At 65.1% G+C, this 16,586-nt stretch carries 12 protein-coding genes; 2 read left to right on the top strand and 10 right to left on the bottom strand.

From position 1 onward, the window contains the following. The first annotated feature begins 90 nt into the window (after positions 1-90). Entirely contained in the window at positions 91-1,335 is a 1,245-nt protein-coding gene (locus P0D70_RS16845; protein ID WP_408185346.1) for an NAD(P)/FAD-dependent oxidoreductase, read from the top strand. A gap of 103 nt (positions 1,336-1,438) precedes the next feature. Here the strand turns inward: P0D70_RS16845 and guaD are convergent, their stop codons facing one another. From guaD to P0D70_RS16795, 10 genes are all read right to left on the bottom strand, one after another. Next, positions 1,439-2,794 (bottom strand): guanine deaminase, encoded by a 1,356-nt coding sequence (gene guaD, locus P0D70_RS16840; RefSeq protein WP_408185345.1) that lies wholly within the window; start codon positions 2,792-2,794, stop codon positions 1,439-1,441. Between the two features lie 105 nt (positions 2,795-2,899). Next, positions 2,900-3,952, bottom strand: a complete 1,053-nt coding sequence (locus tag P0D70_RS16835) for an adenosine deaminase (RefSeq protein ID WP_408185343.1) — start codon at positions 3,950-3,952, stop codon at positions 2,900-2,902. Between the two features lie 84 nt (positions 3,953-4,036). Beyond that, positions 4,037-5,053, bottom strand: coding sequence for a xanthine dehydrogenase accessory protein XdhC (gene xdhC, locus P0D70_RS16830; RefSeq protein WP_091799954.1), 1,017 nt, complete (start codon positions 5,051-5,053; stop codon positions 4,037-4,039). Positions 5,054-5,149: 96 nt separating this feature from the next. Continuing rightward, positions 5,150-7,561 carry a xanthine dehydrogenase molybdopterin binding subunit gene (gene xdhB / locus P0D70_RS16825; RefSeq protein WP_408185342.1) on the bottom strand — a complete coding sequence of 804 codons (2,412 nt, stop codon included), beginning with the start codon at positions 7,559-7,561 and terminating at the stop codon, positions 5,150-5,152. Beyond that, a complete protein-coding gene (xdhA, locus tag P0D70_RS16820; RefSeq protein ID WP_408185341.1) occupies positions 7,561-9,108 on the bottom strand; it encodes a xanthine dehydrogenase small subunit in 1,548 nt (515 codons plus the stop codon). Before xdhA ends, xdhB begins: the two co-directional genes overlap by 1 nt. Positions 9,109-9,508: 400 nt before the next feature. Continuing rightward, a complete protein-coding gene (locus tag P0D70_RS16815) occupies positions 9,509-10,018 on the bottom strand; it encodes a disulfide bond formation protein B (RefSeq protein WP_091799961.1) in 510 nt (169 codons plus the stop codon). A gap of 102 nt (positions 10,019-10,120) precedes the next feature. Then, positions 10,121-11,500, bottom strand: a complete 1,380-nt coding sequence (locus P0D70_RS16810; protein WP_408185374.1) for an amidase — start codon at positions 11,498-11,500, stop codon at positions 10,121-10,123. A 61-nt stretch (positions 11,501-11,561) separates the two neighbouring features. Then, entirely contained in the window at positions 11,562-12,242 is a 681-nt protein-coding gene (locus P0D70_RS16805; protein WP_091799965.1) for a GntR family transcriptional regulator, read from the bottom strand. Positions 12,243-12,484: 242 nt separating this feature from the next. Beyond that, complete coding sequence (locus P0D70_RS16800; RefSeq protein WP_091799971.1) at positions 12,485-13,834, bottom strand: MFS transporter; 1,350 nt, start codon at positions 13,832-13,834, stop codon at positions 12,485-12,487. A 7-nt stretch (positions 13,835-13,841) separates the two neighbouring features. Beyond that, positions 13,842-14,528 carry a DUF2848 domain-containing protein gene (locus P0D70_RS16795; protein ID WP_408185340.1) on the bottom strand — a complete coding sequence of 229 codons (687 nt, stop codon included), beginning with the start codon at positions 14,526-14,528 and terminating at the stop codon, positions 13,842-13,844. Positions 14,529-14,757: 229 nt separating this feature from the next. On the opposite strand from P0D70_RS16795, the gene P0D70_RS16790 reads away from it, so the two are divergent. Continuing rightward, positions 14,758-16,515 carry a cation:proton antiporter gene (locus tag P0D70_RS16790; protein WP_091799978.1) on the top strand — a complete coding sequence of 586 codons (1,758 nt, stop codon included), beginning with the start codon at positions 14,758-14,760 and terminating at the stop codon, positions 16,513-16,515. The last annotated feature ends 71 nt before the right edge of the window (positions 16,516-16,586 follow it).

Genomic DNA, 16,586 nt, shown 5'->3' with positions numbered 1-16,586 from the left:
ATAGTGTTTTTGTTGTCAGAGTGTAATTGCAACGAGATGTAAGGATGCAGCGAATCGCTGCTCCGGGCAAGCCAAACGATTGAGGCAAATTTGAGTACACATTCGTCAAAGCGTACGACGGTCGATGTCGTGATCATCGGTGCCGGACCGGCAGGCGCGGTCGCGGCGGCGTTGCTGCGCAAGGCCGGGCGCTCCGTGCTGGTGCTGGAGCGCCAGCATTTTCCGCGCTTCTCCATTGGCGAGAGCCTGCTGCCGCAAAGCATGGCTTACCTCGAAGAGGCCGGCATGCTGCAGGCCGTGGTCGAAGCCGGCTTCCAGTACAAGAACGGCGCGCATTTCGTGTATCGCGATCAGTCGTCGGCGTTCGACTTCCGCGACAAGCACTCGCCGGGCTGGGGCACCACCTATCAGGTCGAACGCGCGGTGTTCGATGACATTCTGATTCGCTGCGCGGCAGAGCAGGGCGCCGACGTGCGCTTTGGGCATACGGTGCGCGCGGTTCACACCGGCGCCACGCCGTTGGTCGATGTGGTCGATGAAGCGGATCACGCGTATCAGGTCGAAGCGCGTTTCGTGTTCGACGCGAGCGGCTTCGGCCGCGTGTTGCCGCGTTTGCTGAACCTCGAAGCGCCGACTCGGATGCCGACGCGCGCCGCGATTTTCACTCATGTGCAGGACGGCATTCCGGCCGGCGTGACCGACCGCAACAAGATCTGCGTGGCGACGCATCCGGAGCGCCGCGACGTGTGGTTCTGGATGATTCCCTTGGCGGGTGGGCGCTCGTCGGTAGGTTGTGTCGCCGAGGCGAGTTTTCTCGACGTGCCGGATGCTGAACGCGACGCGAAGCTGCGCGAACTGATCCAGCAGGAGCCGACGCTAAACCGCCTGATCGGCAACGCGCCGTTTTTGATGCCGGTGCGTCACATCGGCGGCTATGCCGCGAACGTGGAGCGTCTGCACGGGCCGGGTTACGCGCTGCTCGGCAACGCGGGCGAGTTTCTCGATCCGGTGTTTTCGTCCGGCGTGACGATCGCGCTGCGCTCGGCGCATCTTGCTGTGCAGACCTTGAACCGGCAACTGGACGGCGAACAGATCGACTGGTCGGCTGCTTATGACGGGCCGTTGCGCAAGGGCATCGATACGTTCCGCGCTTTCGTCGAGCGCTGGTACACGGGCGCGCTGCAGGACATCATTTTCTATCCGGAGCAGACGCCGTCGATTCGCCGCATGATCAGCGCGGTGCTGGCGGGTTACGCGTGGGACGAATCGAATCCGTATGTCGCCGATCCGGTGCGGCGGCTGAACGCGCTGCATGAGGTGTGCATGCAGCGTTGATTTGGCTGCGCGATCCGGCGCGGGCTTCACGGCAGGCATGAATGAAAACGGCGCTTCGTTATCGAAGCGCCGTTTCTTTATTCAACCGCGTGAATCACGTAGCTCAAGCCGCGATTTTCGCCGCACCGGATGCATGCTGCCGAACATCGTCGCGGCGATGCACGCGCTTGCCGGCCGCATACGTTTCGTAGATCGCGCGATCGTCGCCGAGCAGCGCGAACGCGAACAGCAGTTCCTCCAGCGATTCGGTGCGCGCGGTGCGGCGCGCGAGCAACGGCGTCGCGCGCGGATCGAGCACGACGAAGTCCGCTTCCGACTTCGGCTTCAACGTGCCGACCTTGTCCGCCAGGTCGAGCGCTTCGGCCGCACCCGCGGTGGCCAGATAGAACATGCGCGTGGCCGTCAGATGATGGCCGGTCAGACGCGCGACCTTGTGCGCTTCGTTCATGGTCTGCAGCATCGAGAACGAGGTGCCGCCGCCGACGTCCGTCGCAAGCGCGATCGGCATGCCGGCTTTATCGGCCTTGTCGAAGTCGAACAGGCCGCTGCCGAGGAACAGATTTGAAGTCGGGCAGTGCGAGGCGACCGTGCCGGTCTGCGCCATCCGCTTGCGGTCTTCTTCGTCGAGGTGGATGCAATGGCCGTACACAGCACGGCGGCGCAGCAGTCCGTAGTGATCGTAGATGTCCAGATAGCTGCGGTGGCCCGGGAACAGATCGGCGACCCATTTCACCTCGTCGTGATTTTCCGCGACATGGCTCTGAATGAAAATGTCTGGATGCTTGCCCGCCAGCACGCCGCACGCTTCCAGTTGCGCCTCGGTCGAGGTCGGCGCGAAACGCGGCGTGAGCGCATACATCTGGCGGCCGCGATTGTGCCAGCGGCCGATCAGCTCGGCGCTGTCGTCGTAGCCCGACTGCGCGGTGTCGCGCAGGAACTCGGGGCAGTTGCGGTCCATCAGCACCTTGCCCGCCACCATGCGCAGATTGCGTGCTTCGCTCTCGGTGAAGAGCGCGTCGGCCGATTCCTTATGGACCGTGCAATACACGAGCGCGGTGGTCGTGCCGCACGCCAGCAGTTCTTCGACGAAAAAGCTCGCCGTGTCGCGCGCATAGGCCGGGTCGGTAAAGCGGCGCTCGGTCGGGAACGTGTACGTCTCCAGCCACGGCAGCAAACCCGGCGCGGGCGAGGCGATCATGTCCGTCTGCGGATAGTGAATGTGCGTGTCGATAAAGCCCGGCACGATCAGCTTGTCGCGCATCTCCACGACCGGGGTGCCGGGCGCGAGTTGCGGCGCGAGCGCAGCATAGGCGCCCGCCGCGACGACATGGCCGTCTTCGACGATCAGCAGGCCGTCCTCGTTGAAGACCGCCGCGTTGGGCGATTGCGCGGGATCGCCGTTGAAGGTCAGCAGTTGCGCGCGGAATGCCGATTGGCCCGCTTTAGCCGATTGAGTCATGGAAAAACCGTCTCCGAATGTGAAAAGCTGAACAGCGCGGACGACGGTTCGATCGAGAGTTCTTACACGAACCCTTGCCGCCGCCGGCTGCGATACATCGGCCCGTCAGTGCGGGCCGCTTGGGTGCCAGTGCGCGTCGAGCTTCGCGATCAGTTCGCTGCGTTGCTCGGGCGTGACGAACGACGCTTCGAAGCTGTTGCGGATGATCGTGTAGACCTCGGCATCGTTGAGCTTCAACGCGTCGATGGTGGCGAGATAGTTGGCGTTCACGTAGCCGCCGAAGTAAGCGGGATCGTCGGAATTCACCGTCACGGCCACGCCGCGATCGAGCAGATCCTTCAGCGTGTGCCTGGTCAGGTCGTCGAACACGCAGAGCTTCAGGTTCGACAGCGGACACACGGTCAACGCGACGCGTGAATCGGCCAGGCGCGCGACGAGCGCCGGATCCTCGATGCTGCGCACGCCGTGATCGACGCGGTCCACTTTCAGCAGATCGAGCGCTTCGTAGATATACGAAGGCGGGCCTTCTTCGCCGGCATGCGCGACGAGTTTCAGGCCGAGCGCGCGCGCCTTGGCGAACACGCGTTCGAACTTCGAAGGCGGATGGCCGCGTTCCGACGAATCGAGACCCACGCCGATCAGACGATGCTTGTACTGTTCGAACAAAGGCCGCGCTTCTTCGAAAGTGGCGAGCGCGTCTTCCTCGGACAGATGGCGCAGGAAACACAGAATCAGTTTGCTCGTCATGCCGCGCTTTTCCGCATCGGCGAGCGCGCGTTCGATACCGGCCACGACGGTTGCGATCGGCACGCCGCGCTCGGTGTGCGTCTGCGGATCGAAAAAGATTTCGCTGTGAATCACGTTATCCGCGAGACAGCGTTCGACGTACGCCGTCGTCATGTCGTAGAAGTCCTGCTCGTGCAGCAGCACGCTCGCACCCGCATAGTAGATGTCGAGGAACGATTGCAGATCGGTGAACGCATACGCGGCGCGCAGGGCGTCGATCGAGTCGTAGGCGAGCTTCACGCCGTTGCGCTCGGCGAGCGCGAAAATCAGTTCGGGTTCGAGCGAGCCTTCAATGTGGATATGCAGCTCGGCCTTCGGTGCCAGCGCGGTTTTCTCGGCCAGCGGCATGGAAGTAACGGTCGTTGTAGTCATGGTCGGTCAGGAGTTCGTTGGAATGGTTTCGCGCCGGATGCACTAGCTCGATGGCGATTCGGCCGTGTTTCGCGCCGCCGCGCATCACACCGTCTGCGCGGCGTGATGCGTGCCCGCGTTCGCCTCGACGGCTTGCAACACCTGCGCCGCCGCCGAGATCGCGATGATCTCCGGCGACTTGTCGACGATGCCGTCCACGCCGAGCGGGCACTTCATCCGCGCGATCAGCGACGGATCGAGACCGCGCGCGGCCAGCCGGTGTTCGAACTGCTTGCGCTTGCTGTGCGAGCCGATCATGCCGAAGAACGCGAAGTCGCCACGCCGCAGAATGCGTTCGGCCAACTCGAGATCGAGCGCATGGTTGTGCGTCATCACGATGAAGTACGTGTTCGGCGCGGCCTGGTCGATCGCTTCGTCGGGTGCGTCGTTCGGGTCGATCTTCACGTTCGGCGCGTGCAGCGATTCAGCGGGCGGAAATTGCGCGTCGCGCTCGTCCACCCAGCGGACCGCGCAAGGCAGCGTGGCCAGCACGCGGACCAGCGCGGCGCCCACATGCCCGGCGCCGAACAGCACGACTGCGAAGTCGCCTGGCGCGATGGTTTCGGTGAGCAGCGCGCCGCTGTCGTCGAAACCGGCGCCGTCCCACAGCAGGCAGTCGGCGGCGTCGACGCCCGGCTCGGGGTCTGACAGCATCACCGCATCCGGTGCGGGGCCGAATGATACGCTACGCACCGTCGAAAGGCCCGCGGCCACACGTTTCGCGAGCGACGTGATCCAGCCGAGGTCGCCGACATCGAGCCGCTCGAAAGCGACGATCACCGCGCCCCCGCAGCATTGGCCGAGGCTTGGGCCGAGCGCGAAGCGTTCCAGCCGGCGCATGTGCGGCGAGCGCATGCCGTCGCGCAGCACCTGGCGCGCGGTCTCGATGGCTTTCCATTCGAGATGCCCGCCGCCGATCGTGTGTTTCGCCGAATCGCGCGTGACGATCATCTTGGTGCCGGCTTCGCGGGGCGCCGAACCTTCGACGCGCGCGACCGTCACCAGCACGGCGGCGTCGCCGTGCGCGAGCAGTTGTTGCAGGTCAGGTAGCCAGGCTTGCATCCGGCGTTCTCCATACAGGGCCGCGCGGGGTGTCCGTGCGGCCGGTTGACTGTGGGCCGACGCGTTCGTGTCGCGTCAGACCTTGGGGTTATCGTTTCACGCGGTCGTGTCGGTCGTCGCGGGTTCCGTTGCCGATTGAGGCGCGAGCGGCGGCTGCAATGCATCCAGTGCGTCGAGAATCGCTTCGGGCGTGGCCGGCGCGCGCAACGGCGGCGCGTCGCGCGCGTCCGGCACCGCGGCCGCGATCGCGTCGCGAATCGCGAGGAACACGGAGAACGGCAATAGCAACGGCGGCTCGCCAACCGCCTTCGAACGGAACACGGTCGGCTCGGCGTTGCGGTTCTGATAGAGCTGAACGTGGAATGCAGCGGGCGTGTCGCTGACCGCGGGAATCTTGTATGTGGACGGCGCGTGCGTCATCAGGCGGCCGTCGCGGTTCCACCAGAGTTCTTCGGTGGTGAGCCAGCCCATGCCTTGAATGAAGCCGCCTTCCACCTGGCCGATATCGATCGCCGGGTTAATCGACTGGCCCGCGTCGTGCAGCACGTCCGCGCGCACCAGTTTCCATTCGCCAGTCAACGTGTCGATCACGACTTCCGACACCGCCGCGCCGTAGGCGAAGTAATAGAACGGGTGACCGGTCAGCGTTTTTGCATCCCAATGCACTTTCGGCGTGGTGTAGAAACCGTCCGACCACAACTGCACGCGTGCGAGGTACGCCGCGCCGACCAGTTGTTCGAACGGCATCGCGCCGCCGTTCACCGACACCTGGCCATTGGCGAATTGCACGTCGCCGGCGTTACCGCCGAGCTGTTTGGCCGCGAGTTCGGCGAGTCTTGCGCGAATCGTTTTCGCCGCGGCTTCGGCGGCTTTGCCGTTCAGGTCGCTGCCGGTCGAGGCCGCGGTCGCTGAGGTGTTCGCGATCTTGGAGGTATCGGTTGCGGTGACCCGCACGCGGGAGAGCGGCAAGCCGAGCTCATTGGCCACCACTTGCGCGACTTTGGTGTTAAGCCCTTGGCCCATCTCCGTGCCGCCGTGATTGACGAGTACCGAGCCGTCTTTGTACACATGCACCAGCGCGCCGGCCTGATTCAGAAACGGCACGTTGAACGAAATGCCGAACTTCACCGGCGAAAACGCGAGGCCGCGCTTGAGCACCGGACTGCCTGCGTTGAACGACGCGATCGCTTTGCGGCGCGCGCGATAGTCGCTGGTGCCGAGGAGTTCGTCGGTCAGCGGCGCGATGATGTTGTCTTCGACGCGCTGCCCATACGGCGTCGTATCGCGCTCGCCGATGCCGTAGTAGTTGGCGAGGCGCACGTCGAGCGGATCGCAATTCAAATGGCGCGCGATGCTGTCGAGCATCACTTCCATCACGAGCGCGCCTTGCGGGCCGCCGAAGCCGCGGAACGCGGTGTTCGATTGCGTGTTGGTCTTGCAGCACAGCGCGACGATGTCGACATCGGACAGGTAGTACGCGTTGTCGAAGTGGCACACTGCGCGCGTGGCGACCGCACCCGACAGGTCGGCGGAATAGCCCGCGCGCAACGCGATTTCCACGCGCACGCCGAGAATGCGGCCGCTCTCGTCGAAGCCCGCTTCGTAGGTATAGACCGCGTCGTGGCGCTTGCCGGTGATCATGAAATCGTCGTCGCGGTCGGCACGCAGTTTGACCGGACGGCGCAGCCGTTTCGCCGCCAGCGAGGCGACGCAGGCGAACAGCGCCGATTGCGATTCCTTGCCGCCGAAGCCGCCGCCCATGCGCCGGCATTCGCACACCACGTTATGCGCCGGCCAGTCGAGCATATGCGCGACCACCTGCTGCATTTCGCTCGGATGCTGGGTCGAACTGTAGACGAGCATGCCGTCCATTTCCTTCGGCACCGCGTACGCGATCTGACCTTCCAGATAAAACTGTTCCTGGCCACCGACTTCGAACGTGCCGCTGATCCGGTTCGGCGCGGCGGCGATCTTTGCATCCGGTTCGCCGCGCGTCAGATGCAGGGGCGGCAGCACGAACTGCTTGGCGGCCTTTGCCTCGGCGGGCGTGAGGATGGCTTCGAGCGGCTCGTAGCGGATCACGTCGTCGCTCTTCGCGAGTGCGGCGGCGCGGCGTGCGAGTTCGTGACTTTCGGCGATCACGGCGAAGACCGGCTGGCCGAGATACAGCACTTCATCGACCGCGAGAATCGGGTCGTCGTGCAGCACCGGGCCGCAATTGTTCTCACCGGGAATGTCTTCGGCGGTCAGCACGGCAATCACGCCCGGCGCTTGTCTGACGGCGTCCAGATCCATCGACACGATTCGCGCGTGCGCGTGTCGCGACAGGCCAAGCGCCGCGTGCAGCGTGCCTTGCAGCTCGGGCACGTCGTCCGTGTAGGTGGCTTCGCCGCTCACATGCAGCGCAGCCGATTCATGCGGCAGCGACACGCCGATCGACGCGTCGCTTTCATGAGCGGCGGCAGCGTGCCCTGCGGCGGGGTCGACGAAAGCATCGGTCCGGTTCATCACGACGGCTCCTTCGCAACGGCGGCGTCCGGCGCGCCGGCTTCGAACGCGAACGCATTCACGTCGAAGAGGGCGAGCGGCGCGTCATCGCGCGTTTCGAGGTGGAAGCGCCACAACAGATTGCGCGCCACTTTCAGCCGGTAGGCGCTCGAAGCGCGCATGTCGGTGAGCGGCCGGTAATCGGCGACGAGCGCATTCATGGCTTGCCGCGCGGTGCTTTCGTCCCATGTTGCGCCATTCAAGGCCGCTTCGGTTTGCGCGGCCCGCTGCGGCGTGGCGGCCATGCCGCCGAACGCGATGCGAGCTTCCTCAATGCTCCCGTTTGCGCCGACGTGCAGCGCGAACGCCGCGCACACGGCCGAGATGTCCTGATCGTAGCGCTTCGACACCTTATAGGTGCGAAAGCGCAGATTGCCCACCGGCCGAGGCACGCGCAGCGCCGCGACGAACTCGCCGGCGGCGAGCGCGGTTTTCTGATAGCCGAGGTAGAACGCATCGAGCGGGAGCGTGCGGGATTGCGGACCGTGGCGCAGCACGACTTCCGCGCCGAGCGCGAGCAGCGCCGGCATCGAATCGCCGATCGGCGAGCCGTTCGCGACGTTGCCGCCGAGCGTGCCGGCATTGCGGATCGGCAGCGACGCGAAGCGCGTCCACAGTTCGGCGAGTTCGGGGTAGTCGACGGCGAGTGCCGCGTACGCGTCTTCGAGCGTGACGGCGGCGCCGATGGTCAGCGTCTGCGCGTCGCGCTCGATCGTCTTCAATTCGGCGACGTTGCCGATGTACAGAATGTCGCCTAGATCGCGGAATTGCTTGGTGACCCACAGGCCGACGTCCGTGCTGCCGGCAAGCAGTCGTGCATGCGGATGGTCGGCGCGCAGTTTGGCGAAGGCATCGAGCGAGACCGGCGCATAAAAGGCGGGTGAGCCGAACTCGACGCCGCGCGTGTCGGGTGCATGGTATTCGAAGGTGTCGCGCCGTTGCAGTGCGCGCAGCTTGTCCGCGACGGCCTGGCGGTCGAGCGTCACGCGCGGATATTGCGGGTAGTCGAACATCTTCTGCGAGGCGTCGACAATCGGCCGGTAGCCGGTGCAGCGGCATAGATTGCCGGAAAGCGCGGCGTTGATTTCATCGCGGGTGGGCAGGCCGGCGGCGGCCGGCTGGTTTTCGTACAGCGCCCACATCGACATGACGAAGCCGGGCGTGCAGAAGCCGCATTGCGAACCGTGGCAGTCGACCATGGCTTGCTGCACGGGATGCAGCGCGCCGTCGGCGGCGCGCAGGTCTTCGACCGTGAAGAGCGCGCGGCCGTCGAGCGTGGGCAGGAACTGGATGCAGGCGTTGACCGCTTTCAGCGCGAGGCCGCCGTGCGCGTCCAGTTCGCCGACGACGACCGTGCAGGCGCCGCAGTCGCCTTCCGCACAGCCTTCCTTGGTGCCGGTGCAATGCAGATCCTCGCGCAGATGCTGAAGCACGGTGCGCGACGCAGGGACGCCCGCAACCTCACGGACGGACCCCTGGTGATAAAAGCGGATGGTTTGCGTTGTCATGGCGAATCCGAAAGACAGTGCGGACCGGGCGCGCGTTACGCATGGGGTCGCGCCGAAGCCGGCCTCGCGCACGTAGATCGCCATCCAGGTTCGACGATAGCATTACCTTGTCCCAAAAATATTTCCGATGTCGCATGAAGCTTATTCGGAAGCGGTCATGAGATAAGTACGATTCGCGTTAAGGCCGGAAGTTGCGTAGGGTGGGGCGCGGGCGGAAAGTCACGCGGGGCGGGGGACGGCGAGGTAAAACGGACGCCGCCCAGCCGCCGGATGCGGGAATCGTGGATGAAAAAACGCCGGATTTCGCGCTGCCGTGGGTGGCGGCACGAAATCCGGCGCTAATCAGTGCAGTGCGGCAAAGGCGGCAAAGGCGGCAAAGGCCGCGATGGCACCAGCCCGATCAGGCGATCCGGCGGCGGTTGCGGACCAAAGTCAGCGCCAACGGAATGAACGCGATCACAAAGGCGACCAGTGACCATTGCGGCAGCGTCAGGCCCAGAATCGGCGGATAAGCCGTTTCGCACAGGCCGGCGACCTTGAACACGCCCGGTAGCCAATGCGCGGGCGGCAGGCTGTCGACCAGCGGCTGCAGCGCGTCGAAGCCGCAGCTAAAGCCGGGATTGGCCTGGACATACACATGGCGCGCGGCCGTCACGATGCCGCCGAGCGCCGACAAGGCCGCCAGCACCTCCAGCAGACGCACGCCGCGCCAGCTATTGAAGCGCGCGCCGAGGAACGCAAAGATCGCGATCAGCAGGAAGAAATACCGCTGGATGATGCACAACGGGCACGGGTCTTCGTGCAGGAAGTACTGCAGATACAGCGCGCCGCCCACCAGGGCGACGCAGATCAGGGCAAGCAGAACCAGCAGGGAGCGCTCGCGGCGCAGCATCGCAGTGTCGTTATTCATGGATCGTGTGGCTGTCTCTGGAAACAGAAAGGGCGGGTGCCCGCGATTCTAGCGCGAACCCCCGCCCTGCCGCTTATCCTGCTTTTACGACGTATTTCCCAATCAGCGAATCGCGTTCAGCACCGCTTCGGCGCCGCGGCCGATCGCCAGCAGCGCGTCGTCGGCGTGCGGCGCGCCGGCCAGCATCAGGCCCACGGGTGCGTCGCCGCGCAGGTGGCACGGCAGCGACAGCGCGCAGGTGTCGAGGAAATTGAACACGCTCGGGTTGCGCAGAATCAGCGCGTTGGTGCGGCCAAACGCGTCATCGTCGTCGACCAGATCGGCGACGCGCGGCGGCACCACCGGCACCGTCGGCGCCACCACCGCATCGAAACGCTGCCACAACGTGCGCGCGGCTTCGGCGAGCATCGCCTCGCGTTCGGCGAGCAGATCCAGATAGTCGGCGGCGCTGGCCGGCTGACCTTTCAGAATGCGCACCAGCACGCGCGGGTCGTATTGGTCACGATGCTTTTCCAGCAGCGGACGATGCCACGCATACGCCTCGATCGGCGAGAACCCGAAGCGGTTGATCTCGGGCAAACGGTCGAGCGGTGCGAAACGCACCTCGCTGACAATCGCGCCGGCCGCTTCCAGATGCTTGAGCGCCGTGTCGACCGCCGCGGCGACCGCCGGCTCGACGCCGTCGGTCACGAAATTCGTCAGTACGCCGAGGCGCACGCCTTCGAGCGGGCGGGCGGCCGGAATGCGCGGCTCGAGCCCGGCCAGCATGCGGTCCACCAGCGCGCAGCACGCCACCGACACGCCGATCGGCCCGAACGAATCGAGCGTCGATGAAAGCGGCACGCCGCCTTGTTTGGGGATGCGGTCGGCGGTCGGTTTGAAGCCGGTCAGGCCGCACAGCGCCGCCGGAATGCGGATCGAGCCGCCGGTATCGGTGCCGAGCGCGATCGCCGCCATGCCGTCCGCGACGGAAGCCGCCGCGCCCGACGACGAACCGCCCGAAATCCGCTCATCGCCCTTCACGCCGCGCTGGTACGGCGACAGCGGATTGCCGTAGTGCGGGTTCAGGCCCAGTCCGGAAAACGCGAACTCGCTCATGTTGGTGCGGCCAACGAGCACGGCGCCGGCCCGCTTCAGGCGCGCGACCGCGACGGCGTCCGCTTTGGCGGCGGGCGCGTCGGCGAGCACCACGGAACCGGCGCGAGTCGGCTGGCCTTCGATATCGAACAGGTCCTTGACCGACACCGGAATCCCGGCGAGCGGCGACAGCACCGTGCCGGCGGCGCGCAGCCGGTCGTGCGCGTCGGCGGCGGCGCGGGCGCTGTCCGCGTCGACATGCATGAAGACGGCTGCGCCCTGGCCGGCCGGATCGGCGATCCGCTCGAGCGCCGTCTCGACGAGCGCGCGACTGGTGGTGCGTCCGGCGGCGAGGTCGGCGGCAAGCTGGGCAAGCGGCGGAAAGGGCGTGAATTCAGTGGCCATGATGTCGGTAGTAATCCGGTTGAAGCGCGCGAAGCCGGTGGGTGGGCTCACACGCGGTGGCTTAAATGCGATTGAAGAGGGTCGCGCGGAACGCTTCGATATGTTTTTGCACCGATTGGCGCGCGCCTTCGGCATCACGTTCGCGCAGCAGGCGAAACAGTTCGAGATGTTCCTCGTGCACGTCTTCCAGATGATGCGGCTCGGACAGCGAAATGAACCAGAAGCGCAGCGAGCGCTCGTGCAGCCCGCGCAGGATGTCGGCCAGCACGGGATTGCGCGAGGCGGCCGAGATCGCCAGATGAAACTCGCGGTCGATATCCATCATGCCTTCGATATCGTGCGCGGCCACGCACACGGCCGAGCGGTCCAGCAGCGCCTGCATCGTGTCGTAATCGTGCTGTTGCGCGTGGCGCGCGGCCAGCTCGACGCAGTAGCTTTCGTTGACGAGGCGCACGTCGATGATCGCCAGCACGTCGTCGAGCGAAACCGGGCGGACCATGATGCCCTTGCGCGGCATGATGGTCAGCATGCCTTCGTGCACCAGCCGGTGCAGCGCCTGATGAACCGGTGTCCTGCCGATGCCGGTCAGCGCCATCAGCTCCGCTTCGTTGAGCACCTCGCTCGGCCGCAGGCGCATGGTGATGATCTCGCGCTTGACGAACGCATAGGCCTGCTCGGCGAGACTCGCGGCGGCGGTCGCTCGGGTGGGTCTGGAAGGGCGGGCGGTCTGCAAAAGCGTCATGTGAAGAGGAAGCGGGCGATGTCGTCCGCATTGTAGAGCAAGGTTTTGCGCGCGCGACGCGCGCCGGGCGCGCACCGCGGCTGGTGGGCGATCGGCCTGCGCTTTCCAGACGCGGCGCACATGAATCGCAGTCCCGCGCTTGCGTTCTGCGCTTGCGTGCGTTTTGCACGCCGCCCGTGCTGTTTCGCGCGACCCCCGTATTCTCTGCGGGCGCCGCGCCAGATCGCGTTCATCACCGCCTGTCAGGCGCGGCTCGGCGAAACCGCCGCCGCATGCTGCACCTTGACGCGCGGCATCATCAACGTGACCAGCCCGCCGACGATCAGCGCCCCGGCGATCAGCACGAGCCCGAACGTCACGCTGTGCGTCGCGTCCTTGACGATGCCGAGCACATATGGGCTTACGTATCCGGCGAGGTTCGCGATCGAGTTGATCACGGCAATGCCGGCGACGGCGGCCGTGCCTTGCAGGAACGTCGTCGACATCGACCAGAAAATGCCGAAGCCCGCGAGGATGCCGATATACGCGATCGACAAACCCGTCACCGCAAGCGGAATCGAGTTGGTCACCGAGGCGCTGCCGAGCAGCCCCGCCGCGCCGATGAAGCAGCACACCGCGTAGTGCCAGCGCCGCTCGCCCGTGATGTCCGAGGAGCGCCCGATCAGGATCATGCCGATGCCCGCCGCCAGATACGGAATCGCGGTCACAAAACCGTTGGTGACGAGGTTCGTCACGCCAAGATCCTTGACGATCTGCGGCAGCCAGAACGAGAAACCCGCATTGCCGGTGACGAGGCAGAAATAGATCAGCGTGAGCAGCCAGAAACGGCCCGAGCGCAACGCGACCGCCAGGCTGTGTTGCGCGCCGGCCGCCGCGGCCGCGCTGTTTTCCCGCGCCAGACGGCCGAGAATCACGCGCTTTTCGTCGTCGCTGAGCCACGCTGCTTCGGCGGGCGTGTTGCGCAGCACGGCGAGCGCCCAGAAGCCGGCGAGAATCGACGGAATGCCTTCGATCAGGAACATCCACTGCCATCCGCGCAAACCGTGCGCTTCATGCAGCGCCGACATCAGAAAACCCGACAACGGCGCGCCGATAATGCCTGCCACCGGAATCGCCGCCATGAACACGGCGACCATGCGGGCGCGCCGGTCGGACGGAAACCAGAAAGTCAGATAGAGCACCACGCCCGGCACCAGACCGGCTTCGGCGACGCCGAGGAAAAAGCGCAGCACGTAGAACATCGTTTCCGAGTGCACGAACATCATCAGACACGACAGCAGACCCCACAGCATCGTGATGCGGGCGATCGTGGCGCGCGCGCCGAACTTCTTCAGCAGCAGATTGCTCGGCACCTCGAACACGAAGTAGCCGAAGAAAAAGATCCCCGCGCCGAGTCCGTACGCCGCGTTCGACAGGCCGAGGTCGCCGGTGAACTGCAGCTTCGCGTAACCGATGTTGACGCGGTCCAGATACGACAGCACGTAGACGAGAAACAGGAACGGCATGATGCGCCACGTGATCTTGCGCAGGGCGGCGGCTTCGAGCCACGCGTCGGAAGACGCGTCGGCGGCGGATAGCGAAGGGGAGCTCATGGGTGCCTCATTCGACGATAGGGAGCGCGCGCACGCGATAGGCGTGGCGCAGCGTGCGGTTCAGAACGGGATCGTGCAATTCGAGTTCGAGCGCGTCGCCGTCGGCCATGCCGACGATGCCGCCCTGTACCGCCAGCGTGCCGCAGAACATCGCCGCGCCGGGCGTGAGTGGCGCGCGCGTGAGCAGATCGGCGGCCGGCAGCAGCGATGACACGCTGCCTTGCTGATAGACGCGCCGCTCGCCGTTGGTCACGGCATAAGCACGCAATTCCAGTTGATCCCAGTGGGCGGATACATCGTCGAAACGCCAGGCGTCGCGCGCGACCGGTTTCGGACAAACCTGTTTGGAGACGGTGACGCCATAGGCCTCGACTTCGCGGTCGGTGTGGTCCGAACCGACGGTGACGAGCACGCCCGTCTTCGCATGCACCAGCACGCATTCGGCTTCGCCGCTGGACTTCATGCCGACCACGTCGATCTGCTCGGCCTGCGTCAGCAGTTCGGCGCCGAGGCGATAGAAGCACGGTGTGGTGGAGGGCCGCTTCACGCCGAGTTCGGCCAGTTCGGCAATGTGATGCTCGATCGCGGCCTGATCGCGCCCGGCCCAGCCGGCGATGGTTAGACGATTGACCTCGGCGGACTCCGCGCGGCTGTCGCCGGCACGTTCTGCCACGTTGAAAGACATCTGCTGCATGACTCGACTCCACTGAAAATATGCGTCAAATATTATTGTGATATTTCACAGGAGTCCAGCGTGTCAAAAACATTCCGCAGCGCGCGTCGGCGAGGTGCCGGCACGATGCCGCTGCGGCGGGCGTCCCGTCGGCAATCCAGCGCCGTTTGGCCGTTCGGGCGATTCGGCGCCTCGCGTTCCTTTGTTACACTGCGCCTTTGCAACTTTACTTTTTGTAAGGAAAGCGCTCATGCATCATGGCATCGGCTTCATTCAGGACCTGGCGGTCGTGATGGCGCTCGCCGGCGTCGTCACCGTGCTGTTCCATCGTCTGAAACAGCCGGTGGTGCTGGGCTACATCGCCGCCGGCGTGATCATCGGGCCGTACACGCCGCCGTTCCAGCTAATCCACGACGAGCAGACCATCCAGACGCTCGGCGAACTCGGCGTGGTGTTCCTGATGTTTTCGCTCGGCCTCGAATTCAGTCTGCGCAAGCTTTTCAAGGTCGGCGCCACGGCAATCGTCGCGGCGCTCTCCGAGATCGTGCTGATGTTGTGGCTCGGTTACGAAATCGGCAGCGCGTTCGGCTGGAGTTCGATGGATTCGCTGTTCCTCGGCGCGATCCTCGCCATCTCGTCGACCACGATCATCGTCAAGGCGCTCTCCGAACTGGGCCTGAAGCGCGAGAGCTTCGCGCAACTGGTGTTCGGCATTCTGATCGTCGAAGACATTCTCGCCATTGCGATGCTGGTCCTGCTGTCGGGCATTGCGCAGACCGGGCAGTTGAGCGCGGGCGTCGCCGTGGTCACGCTCGGCAAGCTGCTGCTGTTCATGACCGTGTCGCTGGTGGTCGGCATTCTGGTGGTGCCGCGCGCCCTGAACTATGTGGCGCGCGCGAAGAGCGACGAGATGCTGCTCGTCTCCGTGCTGGGCTTCTGCTTCGGCTTCTGTCTGCTGGTCGTGAAGCTCGACTACAGCATCGCGCTCGGCGCGTTCCTGATCGGCGCGATCATGGCCGAATCGCGCCATCTGCATCGGATCGAGCATCTGATCGCGCCGCTGCGCGACGCCTTTTCCGCGATCTTCTTCGTGACGATCGGTTTGATGCTGAACCCGGCCGTGCTGGTCGACTACGCCTGGCCGATCGCGGTGATCACGCTGGCGGTGATCGTCGGCAAGATCGTGTCGTGCGGGCTCGGCACCTTTCTCGCCGGCAAGGACGGCCGCACGGCGATGCGCGTCGGCATGACTGTCTCGCAGATCGGCGAATTCTCGTTCATCATCGCGTCGCTCGGCTTGACGCTGAAGGTGACGAGCGCGTTTCTGTATCCGATCGCGGTGGCGGTGTCGGCGTTGACCACGCTGTTCACGCCATACCTGATTCGCGCGGCCGACCCGCTGACCCAACGCCTCGGTCACGCCATGCCGCGCACGCTCGCGAACGTGTTCGGCATGTACGGGCAATGGCTCGGCAGCCTGAGCACGACGAGCGGCGAGCCGACGCTGTTCAGCATGACGCGGCGGATCATTCTGCAGATCGCCGTCAATCTGGCGCTCGTCGCCGCGATTTTTCTGGGCGTGTCGTATAGCGCGCCTTATACCAGTTCGCTGCTCGCGCACTGGCTCAGTTCCGAACCGATGCAGCGCGTCGTGCTATGGAGCGCCGCACTGGTCGTGTCGATGCCGTTCCTGGTCGCCGTGTATCGCAAGACCAAGTCGCTGGCCTTGCTGCTCGCCGAGGTCAGCGTGCAACCGGCTACAGCGGGGCGCTTCACGAGCGCGATCCGTTACGCGATCTCCGATCTGGTGCCGGTGGTCTCGATGGTCGGCGTGTTTCTGCTGGTCGCGGCGCTTTCAGGCGGCATTTTGCCGCCGACAGGCCTGCTTGCCGCGGTGCTCATCTGCGCCGCGTTGCTGCTCGCGCTGCTGTGGCGCTGGTGCGTGAAGATCCACGCGGCGATGCAAATCGCCTTGCGCGAGACTTTCAACGAACAGCCGGATCCTTAAAAGTCAGACAGACTTTCGCCGCGGCCCTTTAACGGGAATCGTTGCGGCGCGTCGCAACAATGTGAGCAATT

Source organism: Paraburkholderia sp. RL17-381-BIF-C (assembly GCF_046026435.1).
Classification (GTDB): Bacteria; Pseudomonadota; Gammaproteobacteria; order Burkholderiales; family Burkholderiaceae; genus Paraburkholderia.
Note: the sequence above shows the minus strand (reverse complement) of the source record. Positions and strands in the feature narration are given on the sequence as shown.

Excerpts from the sequence above, each read along its gene's own strand:
- P0D70_RS16790 (WP_091799978.1), top strand. The coding sequence starts at position 14,758 with ATGCATCATGGCATCGGCTTCATTCAGGACCTGGCGGTCGTGATGGCG.
- xdhB (WP_408185342.1), bottom strand. The coding sequence starts at position 7,561 with ATGAACCGGACCGATGCTTTCGTCGACCCCGCCGCAGGGCACGCTGCC.
- guaD (WP_408185345.1), bottom strand. The coding sequence starts at position 2,794 with ATGACTCAATCGGCTAAAGCGGGCCAATCGGCATTCCGCGCGCAACTG.
- P0D70_RS16810 (WP_408185374.1), bottom strand. The coding sequence starts at position 11,500 with ATGGCCACTGAATTCACGCCCTTTCCGCCGCTTGCCCAGCTTGCCGCC.
- P0D70_RS16795 (WP_408185340.1), bottom strand. The coding sequence starts at position 14,528 with ATGCAGCAGATGTCTTTCAACGTGGCAGAACGTGCCGGCGACAGCCGC.
- xdhC (WP_091799954.1), bottom strand. The coding sequence starts at position 5,053 with ATGCAAGCCTGGCTACCTGACCTGCAACAACTGCTCGCGCACGGCGAC.
- P0D70_RS16800 (WP_091799971.1), bottom strand. The coding sequence starts at position 13,834 with ATGAGCTCCCCTTCGCTATCCGCCGCCGACGCGTCTTCCGACGCGTGG.
- P0D70_RS16815 (WP_091799961.1), bottom strand. The coding sequence starts at position 10,018 with ATGAATAACGACACTGCGATGCTGCGCCGCGAGCGCTCCCTGCTGGTT.
- P0D70_RS16805 (WP_091799965.1), bottom strand. The coding sequence starts at position 12,242 with ATGACGCTTTTGCAGACCGCCCGCCCTTCCAGACCCACCCGAGCGACC.
- xdhA (WP_408185341.1), bottom strand. The coding sequence starts at position 9,108 with ATGACAACGCAAACCATCCGCTTTTATCACCAGGGGTCCGTCCGTGAG.
- P0D70_RS16835 (WP_408185343.1), bottom strand. The coding sequence starts at position 3,952 with ATGACTACAACGACCGTTACTTCCATGCCGCTGGCCGAGAAAACCGCG.